The 16775-nt window shown below is 42.3% G+C and carries 20 protein-coding genes; 14 read left to right on the forward strand and 6 right to left on the reverse strand.

Translation table 11 applies throughout. The annotated features are described in order from the left end of the window. The first annotated feature begins 29 nt into the window (after nt 1–29). The 13 genes from Q5O24_08805 (at nt 30) to Q5O24_08865 (ending at nt 10700) form a co-directional block, all read left to right on the forward strand. Entirely contained in the window at nt 30–1094 is a 1065-nt protein-coding gene (locus Q5O24_08805; GenBank protein WKY46484.1) for a nitronate monooxygenase family protein, read from the forward strand. Between the two features lie 112 nt (nt 1095–1206). Then, the gene (locus Q5O24_08810) at nt 1207–1674 is read left to right on the forward strand and encodes a MarR family transcriptional regulator (GenBank protein ID WKY46485.1); all 468 of its coding nucleotides are present in this window, start codon (nt 1207–1209) and stop codon (nt 1672–1674) included. Nucleotides 1675–1697: 23 nt separating this feature from the next. Further along, nucleotides 1698–2669: a beta-ketoacyl-ACP synthase III gene (locus tag Q5O24_08815; GenBank protein ID WKY46486.1), complete on the forward strand. Its 972-nt coding sequence runs from the start codon at nt 1698–1700 to the stop codon at nt 2667–2669. A 27-nt stretch (nt 2670–2696) separates the two neighbouring features. Continuing rightward, nucleotides 2697–2918, forward strand: a complete 222-nt coding sequence (locus tag Q5O24_08820) for a phosphopantetheine-binding protein (GenBank protein ID WKY46487.1) — start codon at nt 2697–2699, stop codon at nt 2916–2918. 8 nt (nt 2919–2926) lie between these two features. After that, the gene (locus Q5O24_08825; protein ID WKY46488.1) at nt 2927–3874 is read left to right on the forward strand and encodes a nitronate monooxygenase; all 948 of its coding nucleotides are present in this window, start codon (nt 2927–2929) and stop codon (nt 3872–3874) included. Continuing rightward, nucleotides 3862–4767 carry an ACP S-malonyltransferase gene (locus Q5O24_08830; protein WKY46489.1) on the forward strand — a complete coding sequence of 302 codons (906 nt, stop codon included), beginning with the start codon at nt 3862–3864 and terminating at the stop codon, nt 4765–4767. The genes Q5O24_08825 and Q5O24_08830 overlap by 13 nt, the downstream gene beginning before the upstream one ends. A 16-nt stretch (nt 4768–4783) precedes the next feature. Beyond that, on the forward strand, nt 4784–5524 hold the full coding sequence (fabG, locus tag Q5O24_08835; protein WKY46490.1) for a 3-oxoacyl-[acyl-carrier-protein] reductase: 741 nt from the start codon (nt 4784–4786) through the stop codon (nt 5522–5524). An 8-nt stretch (nt 5525–5532) separates the two neighbouring features. Beyond that, on the forward strand, nt 5533–6783 hold the full coding sequence (gene fabF / locus Q5O24_08840) for a beta-ketoacyl-ACP synthase II (GenBank protein ID WKY46491.1): 1251 nt from the start codon (nt 5533–5535) through the stop codon (nt 6781–6783). 2 nt (nt 6784–6785) lie between these two features. Further along, nucleotides 6786–7262, forward strand: coding sequence for an acetyl-CoA carboxylase biotin carboxyl carrier protein (gene accB / locus Q5O24_08845; protein ID WKY46492.1), 477 nt, complete (start codon nt 6786–6788; stop codon nt 7260–7262). Nucleotides 7263–7264: 2 nt separating this feature from the next. Further along, nucleotides 7265–7678, forward strand: a complete 414-nt coding sequence (gene fabZ / locus Q5O24_08850; GenBank protein ID WKY46493.1) for a 3-hydroxyacyl-ACP dehydratase FabZ — start codon at nt 7265–7267, stop codon at nt 7676–7678. A gap of 10 nt (nt 7679–7688) precedes the next feature. Then, complete coding sequence (gene accC / locus Q5O24_08855; GenBank protein ID WKY46494.1) at nt 7689–9059, forward strand: acetyl-CoA carboxylase biotin carboxylase subunit; 1371 nt, start codon at nt 7689–7691, stop codon at nt 9057–9059. Then, complete coding sequence (gene accD, locus Q5O24_08860; protein WKY46495.1) at nt 9052–9921, forward strand: acetyl-CoA carboxylase, carboxyltransferase subunit beta; 870 nt, start codon at nt 9052–9054, stop codon at nt 9919–9921. Before accC ends, accD begins: the two co-directional genes overlap by 8 nt. Then, entirely contained in the window at nt 9921–10700 is a 780-nt protein-coding gene (locus Q5O24_08865) for an acetyl-CoA carboxylase carboxyltransferase subunit alpha (protein ID WKY46496.1), read from the forward strand. The genes accD and Q5O24_08865 overlap by 1 nt, the downstream gene beginning before the upstream one ends. An 87-nt stretch (nt 10701–10787) precedes the next feature. Here Q5O24_08865 and Q5O24_08870 read toward each other — a convergent pair whose 3' ends face one another. The 6 genes from Q5O24_08870 to Q5O24_08895 form a co-directional block, all read right to left on the reverse strand. Continuing rightward, on the reverse strand, nt 10788–11270 hold the full coding sequence (locus Q5O24_08870) for a zinc ribbon domain-containing protein (GenBank protein ID WKY46497.1): 483 nt from the start codon (nt 11268–11270) through the stop codon (nt 10788–10790). Nucleotides 11271–11333: 63 nt separating this feature from the next. After that, a complete protein-coding gene (locus Q5O24_08875) occupies nt 11334–11813 on the reverse strand; it encodes a peptidylprolyl isomerase (GenBank protein ID WKY46498.1) in 480 nt (159 codons plus the stop codon). Nucleotides 11814–11948: 135 nt separating this feature from the next. After that, entirely contained in the window at nt 11949–12362 is a 414-nt protein-coding gene (locus Q5O24_08880) for a transcriptional repressor (GenBank protein ID WKY46499.1), read from the reverse strand. 134 nt (nt 12363–12496) lie between these two features. Beyond that, the gene (locus Q5O24_08885) at nt 12497–15004 is read right to left on the reverse strand and encodes a CoA-disulfide reductase (GenBank protein ID WKY46500.1); all 2508 of its coding nucleotides are present in this window, start codon (nt 15002–15004) and stop codon (nt 12497–12499) included. Continuing rightward, nucleotides 15001–15291, reverse strand: a complete 291-nt coding sequence (locus Q5O24_08890) for a metalloregulator ArsR/SmtB family transcription factor (GenBank protein ID WKY46501.1) — start codon at nt 15289–15291, stop codon at nt 15001–15003. The genes Q5O24_08885 and Q5O24_08890 overlap by 4 nt, the downstream gene beginning before the upstream one ends. A gap of 73 nt (nt 15292–15364) precedes the next feature. Beyond that, complete coding sequence (locus tag Q5O24_08895; GenBank protein WKY46502.1) at nt 15365–15889, reverse strand: hypothetical protein; 525 nt, start codon at nt 15887–15889, stop codon at nt 15365–15367. 130 nt (nt 15890–16019) lie between these two features. Here Q5O24_08895 and Q5O24_08900 point away from each other — a divergent pair, with 130 nt between their 5' ends. Further along, a complete protein-coding gene (locus Q5O24_08900) occupies nt 16020–16718 on the forward strand; it encodes a hypothetical protein (GenBank protein WKY46503.1) in 699 nt (232 codons plus the stop codon). The last annotated feature ends 57 nt before the right edge of the window (nt 16719–16775 follow it).

Genomic DNA, 16775 nt, shown 5'->3' on the forward strand with positions numbered 1-16775 from the left:
AGTCGCATTATTGTTACAGGAGGTTTTTTTTGAACTTTAAAATCGGAAATCTGGAATTTCCAAAACCCATCGTTCAGGGTGGTATGGGCATCGGAGTTTCACTCTCAAGCCTTGCCGGAACGGTTTCCAAATTCGGAGGTCTGGGTGTACTTTCCGGTGTGGAAATGGGTTACGCTGAACCAGATTATAAAAAAAATCCAAAACTGGCCAATCGCCGGGCTTTGGAAAAACATTTCAGCAGAGCCAAGGAAATAGCTGAAAATCGGCCAATCGGCATCAATATTATGGTCGCCCTTTCGCAATATGAAGAAATTGTTAAAAACGCCGTCCAGACCGGTGTTGACATTATTTTTGCCGGAGCAGGTCTGCCGCTTACACTGCCGGATCTGACCAGAGACTCAATGACTAAAATCGCTCCGATAATTTCTTCGAAAAGAGTTGCCAAACTGATTCTTAAACACTGGTGGCGTCACTATGAAGCAATTCCCGATGCCATTGTCCTGGAAGGCCCATTAGCCGGTGGACATCTGGGCTTTAAAAGAGAAGAACTGCTGCCTGAAAGTCTTAAAAATTTGTCGCTGACCAAAATAATCCCTGGCGTTCTCGAGGAAATTAAGGCCTACGAAGATAAAATCGGCAGAGCAATTCCTTTAATTGCCGGCGGTGGCATTATCACAGCAGGCGATGTCAAAGCGGTCATTGATGCCGGTGCATCAGCTGTCCAGTTAGGTTCCCGTTTTGTCGCAACGAATGAATGTGACGCCAGCGCGGCCTTTAAACAGACCATGATAGACGCCAGCAAAGAGGATATTATCATTATCGACAGTCCAGCCGGACTTCCTGGTCGGGCGATTAAAAATGATTTTCTCGAAGATGTCAAAAAAGGGCTTAAACATCCTAAAAACTGCCCCATGAACTGTCTTAAAACCTGTGATTATAAAACCACTCCCTACTGTATAGGTATGGCTTTAATTGCCGGTCAGGAGGGTGACCTGGAAAACGGATATGTTTTTTCCGGCGCCAACGCTGATCAGATTCATGAAATAATATCAGTCGAAGCCCTGATGGATGAACTGGTTTCTCAATTAAATTAAAAGAAAACTTAAAAATGTCCAAACTTTTCTGGCTTTCAGCCGATTTCCTTGACAAATATTTTTTTAAGCATATAATTAGTTAGACTATCTAATTATTTATGGAGGTGAAAGCTTGGACCTTTTTAGTTCCCAGCTCAATGAAATTCTGGTTGATACGTTTAATCATATTCTCCAGTATGAAGAAGATCTGATTAAACACTCTGAAAACATCGATTTATCAATCGGTGAAATGCATTTACTTGAGACTGTGGGAAAAAACAACAATAACGGAAAAACCATCAGTGATCTTGCTCAAGCACAAAATGTTACACTCCCCTCAATGACTATTGCAATTAATAAACTAGTCCGAAAGGATTATGTAATTAAAGAAAAAAGTCCCAATGACGGACGGGTTGTCCTGGTTCGCCTGACAAAAAAAGGTCTTCGAATTGAGCGCATCCATCAATATTTTCACCGTCGGATGGTCGATGAGGTTGCAAAAGAGATGAGTGATCATGAAAAAGAAGTACTGATCCACGGCATGGAAAAACTGAATACCTTTTTTAAAGGGAAACTCTCAAACATCCATGACCATGAATAGTTTTTTCGAAACCCGGAGGAATTATGTCCTTTTCAATTATCGGTACGGGTTCTGCCCTGCCCAAAACTGTACAAACCAATAATGATCTTGCCGAGTTTCTCGATACCTCCCATGAGTGGATTTTTTCGCGAACCGGTATTGAATCAAGACACGTCTGTGTCGAAGAAACTATTCTTGATTTGGCCCTGGCGGCCAGCAAACAGGCTCTTGAGAATGCAAAGTTAGAAATTGCTGATCTGGACCTGATTATCTGCCCGACTTTAGGCGGTGATAACATTACACCATCTTTGGCCTGTCAGATTCAGGAAGCACTAAAAGCCACCTGTCCCTGTTTTGATGTCAATGCTGCCTGCTCCGGATTCGTTTATGGTCTGGATATAGCAGATGCCTACTACAGCCGTAACCCCAACCTTAATGTTTTAGTGGTTGCTGTGGACGCCATGTCAAAACTGGTTGACTGGCAGGATCGTTCCACCGCCGTTTTATTTGGCGATGGTGCCGGAGCTGCTGTTCTTTCAGCAGGAAATGATCTCTTATCAATTCGCCTGACTTCAACAGGTAATACCCATGCTTTAACCATTCCCTGGAGGAAAGGAAATCATCCCTTTAATCAGGCGGGTTTGCCCCTTCCCTATCTTGAAATGGATGGTGCCGAAGTTTATCGATTTGCTGTCTCGGCGATCTGTAATGACTTAAAAGCCGTTACCGAAATGGCCGGAATCAGTATTTCCGATCTTGATTTAATTGTCCCCCACCAGGCCAATGCCCGGATTATTGAGGGGGCTGCCAAAAGACTGAAGTTACCCCTTGAGAAATTTGCCATGCAGGTTTCAACAGTCGGCAACACTTCAGCTGCCAGCGTCCCGCTGGTACTCGATTCACTAAACCGCTCCGGTCTTTTAAAAGCCGGCAGTTTAATAGGCTTAACCGCTTTCGGCGGTGGACTGACAACAGGAGCCTGTATTTTAAAATGGTCTAATGACCAACTCAATTGAAATTATTAAAACTTGGAGGAAAACAAAATGGTATTTGAAAAAGTTGTAGAGATTTTAAGAAATTATAAGGATGAACCTGAACTGGCAATTGAAATGACTTCGACCTTCGAAGAACTGGAGCTGGATTCTTTAGATACAGTTGAACTGGTTATGGAAATTGAAGAAGCTTTCGATACAAGTATCGAAATGGATGGTTCTCTGGAAACTATTGGCCAAGTGGTTGCTTTAATCGAATCAGCCATTGCTTAGGTGAACTGATGATTCTCACACCTTTATGCGAGCTTTTAGACATTGAAGTCCCCATTCTTCAGGGAGGAATGGCCTGGATTTCAGATGCCGAACTGGCAGCAGCGGTTTCAAATGCTGGCGGACTTGGCATCATCTCATCGATGAATGCAGATGAAAACTGGCTGCGGGCTGAAATTCATAAAGTCAAAGAATTAACCACAAAGCCTTTCGGCGTCAATGTCATGCTGATGAATCCCCATGTTGAAAAGATTGCCCAAGTTCTGATTGATGAAAAAGTTCCGGTTGTCACAACTGGGGCCGGCAATCCTGCTAAATTTATGAAAAGCTGGATTCAGGCAGGTATTAAAGTAATTCCTGTTGTCCCTTCAAGCGGACTGGCTAAATTTTCTGAACGAGCCGGAGCAACTGCCGTTATCGCAGAAGGTGGTGAGTCAGGGGGTCATGTCGGAGAACTTTCCACCATGCCCCTGGTCCCCCAGGTTTGCAATGCGGTTTCAATTCCGGTCATTGCCGCAGGCGGTATTGGCGACGGACGAGGAATCGCCGCGGCCTTGATGCTCGGCGCCGTTGGTGTCCAACTGGGTACCCGCTTTTTAGTCGCCGAAGAAACCAATATTCACGAAAATTATAAAGACAAAATCATTAAGGCAAAAGATATCGACACGATTCTTTCAGGCAGAAGTCTGGGACATCCAGTTCGATCATTAAAAACACCTTTTTCCAAAGATTTTGTGAAAATAGAAAACGATCCGAATACTCCGGCAGAAGTCATTGAAGAATATGGCCGGGGAGCTTTAAGAATGGCTGCTCAGGAAGGTGATCACGCCAAGGGCTGTTTTATGGCTGGCCAGATTTCTGGAATGCTAAGCAAGAAAGAACCTGTCGCCGACATTATTAAAAGCCTGATTGCAGAAACCGAAGAAAGCCTTAAAGGAGGCTTGCAATGGGTAAAATAGCTTTTCTTTTTCCCGGACAGGGCGCACAGTATGTCGGTATGGGAAAAGAGTCAGCTTCCCGCTTTAAGTCCGCTCAGGCGATTTTTGAAAAAGCAGACAGCTTAAAAGAAGGCCTGTCAGAACTGTGTTTTGAAGGGCCTCTTGAAGTACTGAATCAGACCATTAATACCCAACCCTGTATTTTTACGGTGGAAATTGCCACTTTATATGCTTTAAAAGAAATCGGCTTAACCCCAATGGGATTCGCCGGTTTCTCATTAGGTGAAATAAGCGGACTGGTAGCCGCCGGCCACCTGGATTTATCTGAAGGCTTTAAATTAATTGAAGAACGCAGCAGGGCCATGTCTTTGGCTACAAAAGATTTTGATGCCATGATGATCGCTGTTTTAAAACTCTCTAACGAGACCGTCCTGTCTATCTGTGACGGCTTTGAAATGGCTTATCCGGTCAACTATAACTGCCCGGGACAGCTGGTTGTCTCGCTTTTAAAAAATGATGAAAAAGAATTTTTAAAAAGGGTTAAAGAAGCTGGCGGTCGCGGAATGCCCTTAAAAGTTTCCGGTGGTTTTCATTCGCCTTTTATGGCTTCTGCAAAGGCTCCATTTGAAGACTCTCTTAAAACGATTGATTTCAAAAAAGCCGAATTCTCTCTTTATGGCAATGCAAATGCCCTTCCCTATCCGGATGATCCGCAATTAATCAGAGAAACAGTGCTCAATCAAATCAGTCATCCTGTCATGTGGGAAAAGACCATCAGACAGATGATCGCTGATGGTTATGATCATTTTATCGAAGTTGGTCCGGGAAAAACACTTTCCGGCTTTATGAAGAAAATCGATCCGGAAATCAAATGTGATCATGCTGATGACCTGTTAAAAAACGCAGACGTTTAAAATGAAAGGAATCCCCATGCTTAAAAATAAAACTGCCCTGATTACCGGTGCCGCTCGTGGCATCGGAAAAGGCATTGCCCTTAAAATGGCCGAGAATGGCGCTAATATAGCTTTGGTTTATCGCGGGAGCGAGGACAAAGCCAAGGAAACCTGTGATGAGTTAACGGCTTTAGGCGTTGAAGCTAAAATCTATCAGTGTGACGTTGCTGACTTTGACGCGACAAAAAAACTGGTTGCCCAGGTCGTCAGTGATTTCGGAACTTTTGAAATCCTGGTTAACAATGCTGGTATCACCAGAGACAAGCTATTACTCATCATGAAAGAAGATGATTTTGATGCGGTCATCAACACCAATCTAAAAGGTGCTTTTAACATGACCAAGCACGCTGGTGCCCATCTGCTTAAAAAGCGAAAAGGTTCAATCATCAATATATCTTCCATTTCCGGAATGATGGGAAATATTGGTCAATGTAATTATGCTGCGGCTAAAGCCGGTCTGATTGGACTGACCAAATCCTCCGCGAAAGAAATGGCCATGCGGGGTGTGACCTGCAACGCAATCGCCCCTGGTTTTATCAAGACCGATATGACCGACGCTTTAAAACCGGAAATGCTAGAAGAAATTTTAAAAAATATCCCCTTAAGCCGCTTCGGCTCAATTGAGGACATTGCCAATATGTGTGTTTACCTTGGCAGTGATCTGGCGGGATACATTACTGGAGAAGTCATTAAAATTGATGGCGGTCTCTATATATAGGAGTACATATGAAACGAAGAGTTGTAATTACCGGCCTTGGAGCCGTAACACCCATAGGAAGCAATATTGAAACTTTTTGGAATAACCTGCAGGCAGGAACTTGCGGAATCGAAGTGATCGATAACTTTGACACCTCTGATCTAAAAGTAACCGTCGCAGCCCAGGTTGAAGGGTACGATCCCCTTGATTACATTAAGAAAAATGAAATCAGAAAGAATGATTTATTCACCCAGTACGGTATTGCCGCGGCTGCCCAGGCAGTTGCCGACAGCGACATCGCTGGAAAAATCGACCCGACCAGATTTGGTGTCTATATGGGTTCCGGGATTGGCGGTATTCACACTTTTGTTTCGGAATGTGAAAAAATAAATACAAAAGGCCCCGGCCGTGTATCCCCTCATTTTATACCGATGCTGATTTCCAATATCGCAGCTGGTTCGATTGCTATCAGACATAATGCCCAGGGGCCCTGTCTGCCTGTCGTTACTGCCTGTGCGACTTCAACCCACGCCATTGGCGAAGCCTATCGAGCCATTCATCATGGTTATGCCGATGCAATTATAGCTGGCGGAACAGAAGGTTCAATCAACCGTCTGTCGATTGCCGGATTTACTAATTGTATGGCCTTAACCACCGCCAGTGATCCGCTCCAGGCCTCAATTCCTTTTGATAAAAGACGAAGCGGTTTTGTTATGGGTGAAGGTGCCGGCGCCATGATTCTTGAAGATCTGGAGTCAGCCTTAAACAGAGGGGCTAAAATATACGGCGAAATCGTCGGTTATTCCAATACCTGTGACGCTTACCATATTACGGCTCCTCATCCGGAAGCGATTGGTGCGACCAGAGCTATCAAGGAAACGGTCGATCAGGCTGTTGCTTCAGGGATTGATCTGGATTCTTCCAATGTTTACGTCAATGCCCACGGAACCTCTACCCCGCTTAATGACAAGTCTGAAACACTGGCGATTAAAAATGCTTTTGGTGAACATATCAGCCAGGTCCTGGTTTCTTCGACCAAATCTATGACCGGACATATGCTGGGTGCTGCCGGAGCAGTCGAAGCCATCGCCTCAGTCCTGGCTGTTAGAGATGGTGTCGTTCCGCCAACAATTGGTTATCAAGAATCTGATCCCGAATGCGACCTTGATTATGTGCCCAATGAAAAACGGGCTCAACAGCTGGATTTCGCGCTTTCCACCTCTTTAGGATTTGGTGGCCACAACGGTTGTCTGGCCTTTAAAGCCTATAAAGGAGAGTAATTATGGAATTAACAATTGAAACCATTGATGCCTTGTCACAAATCATGAAAAGAGACCAGCTCAGCAGCTTATCTCTTGACCAGGGTCATCTTAAGATAGAATTAAAACGCGAAGCTTTAACAGCCGAAGCCGCAACTTCAACAAGCAAAGCAGTCATGACTGAATCTGTCGTAACCGCCAGCCCCAAGCCGGTGGAAGCAGCTTCGGAAAAAGTCCAGACTGTACAGTCTGATGCCAATGTAATTGATATCACCTCGCCAATGGTTGGTGTTTTTTATGAAAGCAGCCAACCGGGCAAACCGGCTTATGTTTCTGTCGGTCAAAGTTTTAAGGAAGGCGATACCCTGTGTATTGTTGAAGCTATGAAATTGATGAACGAAATTACTGCCGAATTTAGTGGGAAAATCGTGGAAATCTGTGTTGCCAACGAAGAAGTCGTTGAATTCGGACAAGTCTTATTCCGCGTCGAAAGGGTTTAAAAATGGATCGAGAAGCACTTAAAAACTTGCTGCCCCACCGCGAACCCATGCTCTTAGTTGACGAAGCCGAAAAAATCGATGACGAGAATGCGACCGGAAAGTACCATGTTAAAGGCGATGAATATTTCCTTCAGGGTCATTTTCCGGGCAATCCGGTTGTTCCGGGCGTGATTCTTTGTGAAATGATGGCTCAAACCTGTTGTGTCTTATTTTCTGATACTGAAAATAAAAAAACACCTTATTTTACCGGTTTGAATAAAGTAAAGTTTCGCGAAAAGGTTCTGCCGGGAAATACCTTAGAGATTACCTGTACCATAACGGCTTCCAAACCACCTTTTTATTTTGCCAAAGGAATTGGCCGAGTTAATGGAAAAATTGCGGTTTCTGGAGAATTCTCTTTCGCTTTAGTAGAATAGGAGGGATTATTTGTTTTCCAAAGTTCTTATTGCCAATCGGGGAGAAATTGCCCTGCGAATTATACGCGCCTGCAAGGAGATGGGAATCGCCACCGTTGCGGTTTTTTCCACAGCCGACGCCACCAGTCTCCATGTTAGTCTGGCCGATGAAAGTATTTGTATTGGCCCAGCCAATGTGGCAGACAGCTATCTGAATATTTCCGCCATTCTTTCCGCTGCAGTTTTATCGGGAGCCGAAGCCATTCACCCCGGCTATGGACTTTTATCGGAAAATCCCAAGTTTGCCCGCCTCTGCCGCGAGTGCGGGATTGCCTTTATAGGTCCTTCTGCTGAACTTATCGAAAAAATGGGGGATAAAGACCAGGCTCGGGCAACCATGAAAAAAGCCGGTGTTCCAGTTGTTCCCGGAACCGATATCGTTGACGATCCCCTTCATGCTCAGAAAATGGCCGACAAAATCGGTTATCCCCTCCTGGTTAAGGCCCGTTCAGGCGGTGGTGGAAAAGGCATCAGGCTGGTTGAATCCAGTGATGAATTCATTCATGCTTTTAATATGGCCAGACAGGAAGCTAAAGCTTCCTTTAACGATGACGGGGTTTATCTGGAAAAATTTCTGACCGATGTCAAACATATTGAAATCCAGCTCTTATGCGATAAGCATCAGAATGTTGTTGCCCTGGGCGAACGGGAGTGTTCGGTCCAGCGAAAAAATCAGAAGCTTCTGGAAGAAAGTCCTTCCCCCAGTTTATCAGAGGAAACCCGTCAGACAATGATGGCGGTTTCGACCAAGGCGGCTCACTTTATCGGTTATGAAAATGCCGGTACCATTGAGTTTTTGCTCGATCAGAAGGGTGACTTCTATTTTATGGAAATGAATACCCGCCTACAGGTTGAACACCCAATTACCGAAATGGTAACGGGTATTGATATTGTAAAATGGCAGATCCGAATTGCTGCCGGCCTGCCGCTGACTTTTACCCAAAGTGATATTAAAATCCAGGGCTGTGCCATCGAGTGCCGGATCAACGCTGAAAACCCGGCCCTTGACTTTCGTCCCAACTGTGGTACAATCAAATTTCTTCACATTCCTGGCGGTCCCTGGGTGCGATTTGATACAAACCTGTATCATGGCTATCAGATTCCCCCTTATTACGATTCTATGGTCGGAAAACTCATTGTTCATTCTAAAACCAGAGAACTGACCATCAGAAAAATGAAAGCAGCCCTATGTGAGCTGGTTATTGAGGGAATCGACCATACCAGTGAAGTGCAGCAGGAAATTCTAAGTCATCCGTCTTTCGTATCGGGCAAATATACAACACACTTTATGGAAAATGATTTTTTCCCCATGAAGAGTCGGGAGGAAAGCTTAAATGATTAATCGAAGCTTATTCAAAAAACCTAAAAATGAATTGGAATCATCAAGCCGTTCAGGCGCCAAAAATGATCCCACCATCCCCCATCAATTGTGTCAAAAATGTCCTGACTGCGGTACCCTGAATTTTACCACAGATTTAGATGTCAATAATTATATCTGCTCTAAATGCGGCTACCATTTTCCCTTTAATGCCCGTCAGAGAATTGAGTTAATCTGCGATGCCGATTCTTTTTCAGAACTATTTGCACAAATTAATTCAGAAAACACCCTTGATTTTCCCGGATATTCTGATAAACTAGTAAAAGCACAAGTAACCAGCCATGAGAACGAAGGTGTCATTACCGGGACTGCTCTAATTGAAAATAAAAAAGTAGCGCTTTTCATTATGGAAGGTAATTTTATGATGGGCAGCATGGGCCAGGTTGTCGGCGAAAAGATAACTAAACTATTTGAATACGCGACTGAAGAAAAACTGCCGGTCATTGGTTACACTATTTCAGGCGGTGCCAGAATGCAGGAAGGGATGCTTGCTTTAATGCAGATGGCCAAGACCAGTGGCGGAGTCAAACGTCATAACGACGCCGGTCTTCTTTATATTGCCGTTCTTACCCACCCCACAACAGGCGGTGTTACAGCCAGTTTCGCTATGGAAGGCGATATTATTCTGGCTGAACCTGGTGCCCTGATTGCCTTTGCCGGACCTCGGGTCATCGAACAGACAATTCGTCAACGATTACCAAAAGGATTCCAAAGAGCAGAGTTTTTACAGGAAAAAGGTTTTTTAGATGGGATTGTTCCCCGTTTTGACCAGAAATCGCGGCTTAATCTTTTGCTGTCCCTCCACTCTATTCAGGAGGTGTCTTAATGGAAGCTTATAAACGCGTTCAACTGGCGAGAAAGAAAAACCGTCCAACCAGTGTAGACTATATTGAACATATTTTTACTGACTTCATCGAACTCCATGGTGATCGGCAATTTGCCGATGATCCTTCAATGATTACCGGTCTTGGTTTTTTGATGGATATGCCAGTCACGGTTATTGCTCAGGAACGGGGCAAAAACACTAAATCAAGAGTCCGCAGAAACTTTGGTTCCAGCCATCCTGAAGGCTATCGCAAGGCGCTAAGACAGATGAAACAGGCGGAAAAATTTAACCGTCCAATTGTCTGCCTGATTGATACTTCCGGTGCTTATTGCGGGATTGGAGCTGAAGAACGAGGTCAGGGACACGCTATTGCCACTAATTTGATGGAGATGATGACCTTAAAGGTTCCAATTATTTCCATTGTTATCGGTGAAGGCGGCAGCGGCGGTGCTTTAGCACTTGGAGTTGCCGATGAGGTCTGGATGCTGGAAAATGCCATTTATTCAGTCATTTCACCCGAGGGCTGTGCCAGTATCCTCTGGAAAGATGCCAGTCGTACTAAAGAAGCAGCAACTCAACTTAAGCTAACTGCTCCCGATTTAAAAGAACTCAAAGTGATCGATCAGATTATTACTGAAGCTCATCGGGATTTTAAATATATTTTTAGTGAAATTCAGGTTAATCTCTATCAGACATTTCTTAAAAATAAAAAAGTACCTGTCGATGAACTGGTGGATAAGCGCTATCAGCGTTTTCGACAGTTTGGTCAACAGACCTGAACTTAATATGGTTCATAGCATCCAATGCTTTGAATAAATTTTTACCATCTAAAAAAGAACTGCCCCTCTGGAGCAGTTCTTTTTTTTCTAATAATACATCATCGAACCCATAGTACTTACAAATATCGCTGCAAATAATAAAGAAAAAATAATTGATAAAACAATACCTATTCCCATAAAAATAAGTTGTGCCTGTGCAAAATGCCGCTTACTAGGGTTGGTTCCAGAATCAGCACTCCAGATAATCAACATGACCAGATTTACAATTGGTATAATCAGCAGCAAGAGGGTCAACATCCATTCCCCAAGTGACAGGACCGGAGACATCTCTTCTTTTTTTGAAGGTTTTGGGGATACAGCACTTGTTGTATTATATGAATCAGTCTTCTCATCAGTCTGCTTGTCATTTTCCCAACTAGCGTCTTCCATAATTGGTTCTGCCAGAGGAGCTTCTGCTTCCAGGGCAATTTCAGTACTCTTGTTATTGTCTATTAACGAAGCTCCGCAATTACTGCAGACCTGATCATCATCGCCAACACCCGCATAACAATTTGGACAATATTTTCCCATTATTATCACTTCCTTTAATTTTTAATTGTATATACCCCATAAAACCGGGTATTAAACAACTAATTATTCGGATAACTTTTCAATTTTTTTAATTTTCTGTTCTTCCATTGGTTTGTCAGAGTAATCGCGTTTAACAGAGACAATCGCATCGGCTGCTTCTATTCCTTCAATAACTTTACCAAAGGCTGCATACTGACCATCCAGATGTGGCGCATCTTCGACCATGATAAAGAACTGTGAACCTGCTGAATCAGGTTGTCCCGAACGAGCCATAGAAATGACACCACGGCTGTGTTTCAAATTATTTTCAACGCCATTTGCTGAAAATTCACCAAGAATAGTATGTCCTGGTCCACCGGTTCCTGTTCCTAAAGGACATCCGCCCTGAATCATAAATCCGGGTATTACCCGATGAAATATCAGGCCATCATAAAATCCATCTTCTACGAGGGTTAAAAAATTTTCAACTGTTTTTGGGGCAACTTCTGGATATAGCTCAATCACCATGGATTGACCATTATCCATTTCTAATTTGACTTTCATAAATTTCCTCCAATATTCATTTATACCTTATCACTATACACCAAATCACTAAAATTTGAAAGAAAAAACAGAGTGTCTTAAGTTATCCACTCTGTTTTTTAATCACTTCTAAGAATTTTTTCAGTTACTGCCTTCTTAAGTAAAAAGGGATACTTCCATACGATTCAAAGAAAAGTCTGAAGAAAGCTTATTCTTGAAATAATCAGCTAAGATCACTTCAAGTTCCGGATCAAACAGGTCTTCAATCCGATTATCATCATGATTGTAGATATGAACATGAAAGTTTGTTGTTGCATCAAACCGCATGACTTCCTGATTATCTTTCAATTTAAGAATCAGTCCTTTTTCAGAAAATGTTTCCAGAATATTATAAATTGTCCCAACCGACATTACATATCCTTGTTCCTCCAAAGCCTCCATCAGCATTTCTGCACTGGGATGACTATCCATTTCAGACAGTACTTTTAGGACGCTGATGCGCTGTGGTGTAGCTTTGAGACCAGCCCCCCTAATCATATCGGTATACATTTGTATCTTTTTATTTCTCATAACAAAGAATCACTCCTAATAAATTTATTATATATTATAATATGTAAGTGCCTCAATGTCAAGAAATCTAAGCAATTCCATAATATATTCGATATAAATAGCGCCTGTATCAATATACAGGCGCCAATTTCTATTTAAACAAACAGTGAGGTACCAACATTTTCATTGCTGGCAATGTATGTTCCAACACCGGCATATTCAATGCCCTCAATCAGCTCTTCCTTATGGATTCCCATCAAATCCATACTCATGGTACAGGCAATCATTTTAACACCTGCCTTCTGAGCTTTTTTGATCATGGTATCAATATCATCTACCTTTTTCTTTTTCATGATGCCTTTAATCATTGCTGGTCCCATTCCCAACATGTTCATATTAGATAAGGGTAGTTTCTTCGAACCTTTTGGCATCATAGCCCCAAACATTTTCTCGATGAAAGTCTTGTCTGTAACATGAGAATCCTGTTTTCTAAGGGCATTCAGGCCCCAGAAGGTAAAGAACATAGTTACACTTTTACCCTGAGCAGCTGCTCCCTGAGCAATAATCAGCGAAGCCAAAACTTTGTCCATTTCGCCACTGAAAACAACCAGAGTCGCATTCTTCTGTGTCATAGGTGTTCCCATCAGCTGACAGGATTCACCGGTATCGCCCTTTTGGATAATACTGATATACTTGTTTCCTTCCGTTTCCTGAGATACCAGCTGATGACCGTTAGTTTCACACCAGCTTTTGATATCGGAAACAAAGCCATAGTCAGTAGCAATTATTTTAACCTGATCGCCATTTTCCACGCTCTGAATAGCATCATAGGTTGCCATTAAAGGGCCTGGACACTGAAGTCCTTCAACATTTACTGTTTTTAGTGTCATTGTTTTTATCTCACTCCCACTTCCACCTGAATCAATATCTCCGCTTTCTTCTTCTACGCTGATATTACAAACACCTGGTGTAAAATTAAGTTCAGCCAACTTATAATGTGCGGCCTTATAGGTGCTGTATCCTCCAGACAGGTTATAAATATTTGTAAATCCATTGCCTTCAAGAATTCGAATTGCCAGATATGCCCGCTGTCCCACCTGACAGGTTACATAGATCGGTTGGTCCTTGCCGATTGTTATCTCGTCAATTCGCTCTCTTAAGTCATCTAAGGGAATATTAACGGCTCCTTTAACGGCTCCAGCCTGATTTTCAACTGGTGTTCTGACATCCAGCAACAATCCGCCTTTTTCAATAATTTCATCAATTTCATTCCATTGAACGGTTTTATATACCCCGGTATTAATATTTTGGGCAATATAACCCACAATATTGATCGGATCTTTTGCTGATGAAAAAGGAGGGGCGTAGCAAAGTTCCAAGTCCTGCAGGGCTTCAATGGTTGCGCCAAGCTTTATGGCCGTTGCCAGGACATCAATTCGTTTTTCTGTGCCATCCTGACCAACTGCCTGACCGCCTAAAATTTTCATTGTTTTAGGGTCATAGAGAACTTTCATGGCAATTGAAGAAGAACCTGGATAGTATCCTGCATGGTTGGCCCGATGAGCATGGATTACCTGGTAATCCATATTCTTCATATCCAGCTGAGCAGCATTGTTCCCTGTCGTTGCTACCACTTTTTTGAAGACTTTAAGGACAGATGTACCCTGAATTCCTTCGTTCACAATCTCCATTCCGTTGATATAGTCGGCAACAATTCGTCCCTGACGATTTGCCGGCCAGGCTAACGGAACAGCTGTTTGGGTTTTTGAAATGAAATCAATGACTTCGACGGCATCACCGATGGCAAATACATCAGGATTAACTTTTTCTGTTTCACCATCCAAAACTTCATAATTTTTACTGGTTACAATATGGCCTCTTGGACCCATTTTTAAGTTAGCCGCTTTAGCAAGCCCATTTTCAGGCGCGACGCCAATGGCCAGAATAACCAGATCGGCATCCAGTACCTGTCCTGATTCAAGCGCGACTTTATGACCATTATTTTCAAAATGATCGACACCATCGCCTAAAATCAAATTAACGCAATTGGCATTAAGTTCCTGATGAATAATCTGCGCCATTTCAAAATCAAGGGGTTTTAAAACCTGATCCAATTTTTCAACAAGGGTTACCTTGATACCCAGGTCAGCAAGATTTTCTGCCATTTCTACACCGATAAAGCCGCCACCGACGACAACCGCTCGACCTGGCGCCTTACTCATAACCATCTCTTTAATCCGGTCAGTATCTGGCACATTTCGAAGCGTATAGACATTATCGGCTTCCGACAGCCCCTTAATTGGTGGTGCGATTGGTTTGGCTCCTGGTGATAAAATCAGTTTGTCAAATGATTCCTGATAGACTTCGCCAGTCTGATGATTTTTAACTTCAACAGTTTTAGCGTCTGTATCGATTGCAGTAACTTCACTGAAATTTCTGATATCAAGATTAAACCGCTTCGACATCCCTTCAACAGTCTGAACTAATAGTTTTTGACGATCCGTAATGACATCACCAATATAGTAAGGAAGTCCACAATTTGCAAAAGAGATATATTCATCTCGTTCAAAAAGAATAATCTCGTCTTCTTCACTCAGTCTTCTCAGTCTGGCTGCTGCAGTCGCTCCACCAGCTACACCACCAACAATTAAAATCTTTTTCATTCGTTTACCTCACTGTATAAAATTTTTATCAGATCTTTTACTTTCTCATTAACCAATTCATAATTGATTTCATTCCCATTACGGGTGCCCTTGACAATTCCAGCATTTTTAAGTTTTCCAAGATGCTGCGATATGGTTGGCTGAGAAACCCCCAGACACTCTTCCATATATGAAACATTGCAACATTCTTTGGTCAATAAACCTTTAACAATACATAAACGGACAGGATGTGCCAATGCCTTTAACAGCTCAGCATTTTCCTCAAATTCAAAAAGATTCTTATCCATCTCTCCCTCCCCGTTCTATATTCTATTATTATTATATTACAATATCCTAATATGTCAAGTAGTTTGTGAAATATCAATCATATTCTTTAAATGAACTAACCAATTCATCAAAAATCTGAACTTCATCGTATTCCGGATTTTCTTTAATAATCACCAGTACTGCCTTGCCAATAAAATAGAGCAGATCATCAGTTGAAATATCAAAGCCTTCTTCTCTGGCTATTTCAGAAAGACGTTCAAATAAGTGATGTCTTTTACTTTCTTCCTGGCTAAGAAGGTGTTCCTCCACGCTTTCATGATAAATCAATTCATCAAATTTCTGAACCAGCCGATCTTTAAGGCTGATTTTTTCACCATCTAATTCACTTATTCTTTCAAGTTTTTTTGCGGATTTTTCGTCCAGCTCAACAATTTTTTGAAGTAATTCATCTTCAATTGTTTCGGGAATCATTGGTAAACCATAATATACATTTGTCACCGTCATGGGTTCTGCAAAAGCAAAACTTCCACTCTTTAAAAGCCTTTCGTTATATGCTTCTAATGCCTCCCGATTTTTATTTAATTCATTCATAAAACGTTGCACTTCAGATAATGCCATAGTCTTTTACTCCTTTCGTATCAAATCTTTTGTTAAATAGGAATTATGTCATTTATTATATATACATACCCCTAATTGAAAAAGTTATTGAATTTTGGTATAATAATGAAAAAATATTAAGTGTGAATTAATGAAATCTTATCTTTTTCGCTTTTTAAAACTCAATTTCGGTCTTTTTTTATACGGCCTGGGCATCATAGTAACGATGAAAGCCAATATTGGCTATGCGCCATGGGAGGTTCTCCATAGCGGTTTAAGCCAAACGCTGGGAATCAGCATTGGTCTGATCAATACCAGTGTCGGGGCTTTAATTGTTTTGCTTGTCTTTTTGCTGGGCGAAAAGATTGGACTGGGGACAATTTTCAATATGTTTATGATTGGTCTTTTTATGGACCTGATCCTGTATCTTAATATTATCCCGACGACTAATCACTTCCTGATCGGTGTACCGGTGCTAATCTTAGGTCTGTTTATCATTGCATTTGGAACTTATTTTTATATCTCTTCTGCTTTTGGCGCCGGACCCAGAGATAGCCTGATGGTTGCCGTTACCAGAAAAACCGGCTGGCCAGTTGGTCTCTGTCGCGGTCTTCTTGAAGTCAGCGTTGTCATCATTGGCTTTTTCCTTGGCGGGATGGTCGGGCTAGGCACCGTCATTTCTGCTTTTGCCATCGGATTTTGTGTGCAAATCACCTTCAGGATTATGCATTTTGATCCCACCCAAACCAGGCATGAGACTTTTGCCATTATGCTGGAGAATATTAAAGGACTCAAAAAAAACAAAAAAACGGAAGGGTCCACCCATGAAAATGGGTTCCCTCCCGAGTAAATAACAATTTGTTAAATTTGGTGAGCAGTTTTTTTAACTGATACTGTTTAATCCCTC

It is taken from the genome of Eubacteriaceae bacterium ES3, assembly GCA_030586155.1.
In the GTDB taxonomy this organism is placed as follows: domain Bacteria; phylum Bacillota; class Clostridia; order Eubacteriales; family Eubacteriaceae; genus Acetobacterium.

Excerpts from the sequence above, each read along its gene's own strand:
- Q5O24_08815 (WKY46486.1), top strand. The coding sequence starts at position 1,698 with ATGTCCTTTTCAATTATCGGTACGGGTTCTGCCCTGCCCAAAACTGTA.
- Q5O24_08820 (WKY46487.1), top strand. The coding sequence starts at position 2,697 with ATGGTATTTGAAAAAGTTGTAGAGATTTTAAGAAATTATAAGGATGAA.
- Q5O24_08825 (WKY46488.1), top strand. The coding sequence starts at position 2,927 with ATGATTCTCACACCTTTATGCGAGCTTTTAGACATTGAAGTCCCCATT.
- Q5O24_08830 (WKY46489.1), top strand. The coding sequence starts at position 3,862 with ATGGGTAAAATAGCTTTTCTTTTTCCCGGACAGGGCGCACAGTATGTC.
- fabG (WKY46490.1), top strand. The coding sequence starts at position 4,784 with ATGCTTAAAAATAAAACTGCCCTGATTACCGGTGCCGCTCGTGGCATC.
- fabF (WKY46491.1), top strand. The coding sequence starts at position 5,533 with ATGAAACGAAGAGTTGTAATTACCGGCCTTGGAGCCGTAACACCCATA.
- accB (WKY46492.1), top strand. The coding sequence starts at position 6,786 with ATGGAATTAACAATTGAAACCATTGATGCCTTGTCACAAATCATGAAA.
- fabZ (WKY46493.1), top strand. The coding sequence starts at position 7,265 with ATGGATCGAGAAGCACTTAAAAACTTGCTGCCCCACCGCGAACCCATG.
- accD (WKY46495.1), top strand. The coding sequence starts at position 9,052 with ATGATTAATCGAAGCTTATTCAAAAAACCTAAAAATGAATTGGAATCA.
- Q5O24_08865 (WKY46496.1), top strand. The coding sequence starts at position 9,921 with ATGGAAGCTTATAAACGCGTTCAACTGGCGAGAAAGAAAAACCGTCCA.
- Q5O24_08870 (WKY46497.1), bottom strand. The coding sequence starts at position 11,270 with ATGGGAAAATATTGTCCAAATTGTTATGCGGGTGTTGGCGATGATGAT.
- Q5O24_08875 (WKY46498.1), bottom strand. The coding sequence starts at position 11,813 with ATGAAAGTCAAATTAGAAATGGATAATGGTCAATCCATGGTGATTGAG.
- Q5O24_08880 (WKY46499.1), bottom strand. The coding sequence starts at position 12,362 with ATGAGAAATAAAAAGATACAAATGTATACCGATATGATTAGGGGGGCT.
- Q5O24_08885 (WKY46500.1), bottom strand. The coding sequence starts at position 15,004 with ATGAAAAAGATTTTAATTGTTGGTGGTGTAGCTGGTGGAGCGACTGCA.
- Q5O24_08890 (WKY46501.1), bottom strand. The coding sequence starts at position 15,291 with ATGGATAAGAATCTTTTTGAATTTGAGGAAAATGCTGAGCTGTTAAAG.
- Q5O24_08895 (WKY46502.1), bottom strand. The coding sequence starts at position 15,889 with ATGGCATTATCTGAAGTGCAACGTTTTATGAATGAATTAAATAAAAAT.
- Q5O24_08900 (WKY46503.1), top strand. The coding sequence starts at position 16,020 with ATGAAATCTTATCTTTTTCGCTTTTTAAAACTCAATTTCGGTCTTTTT.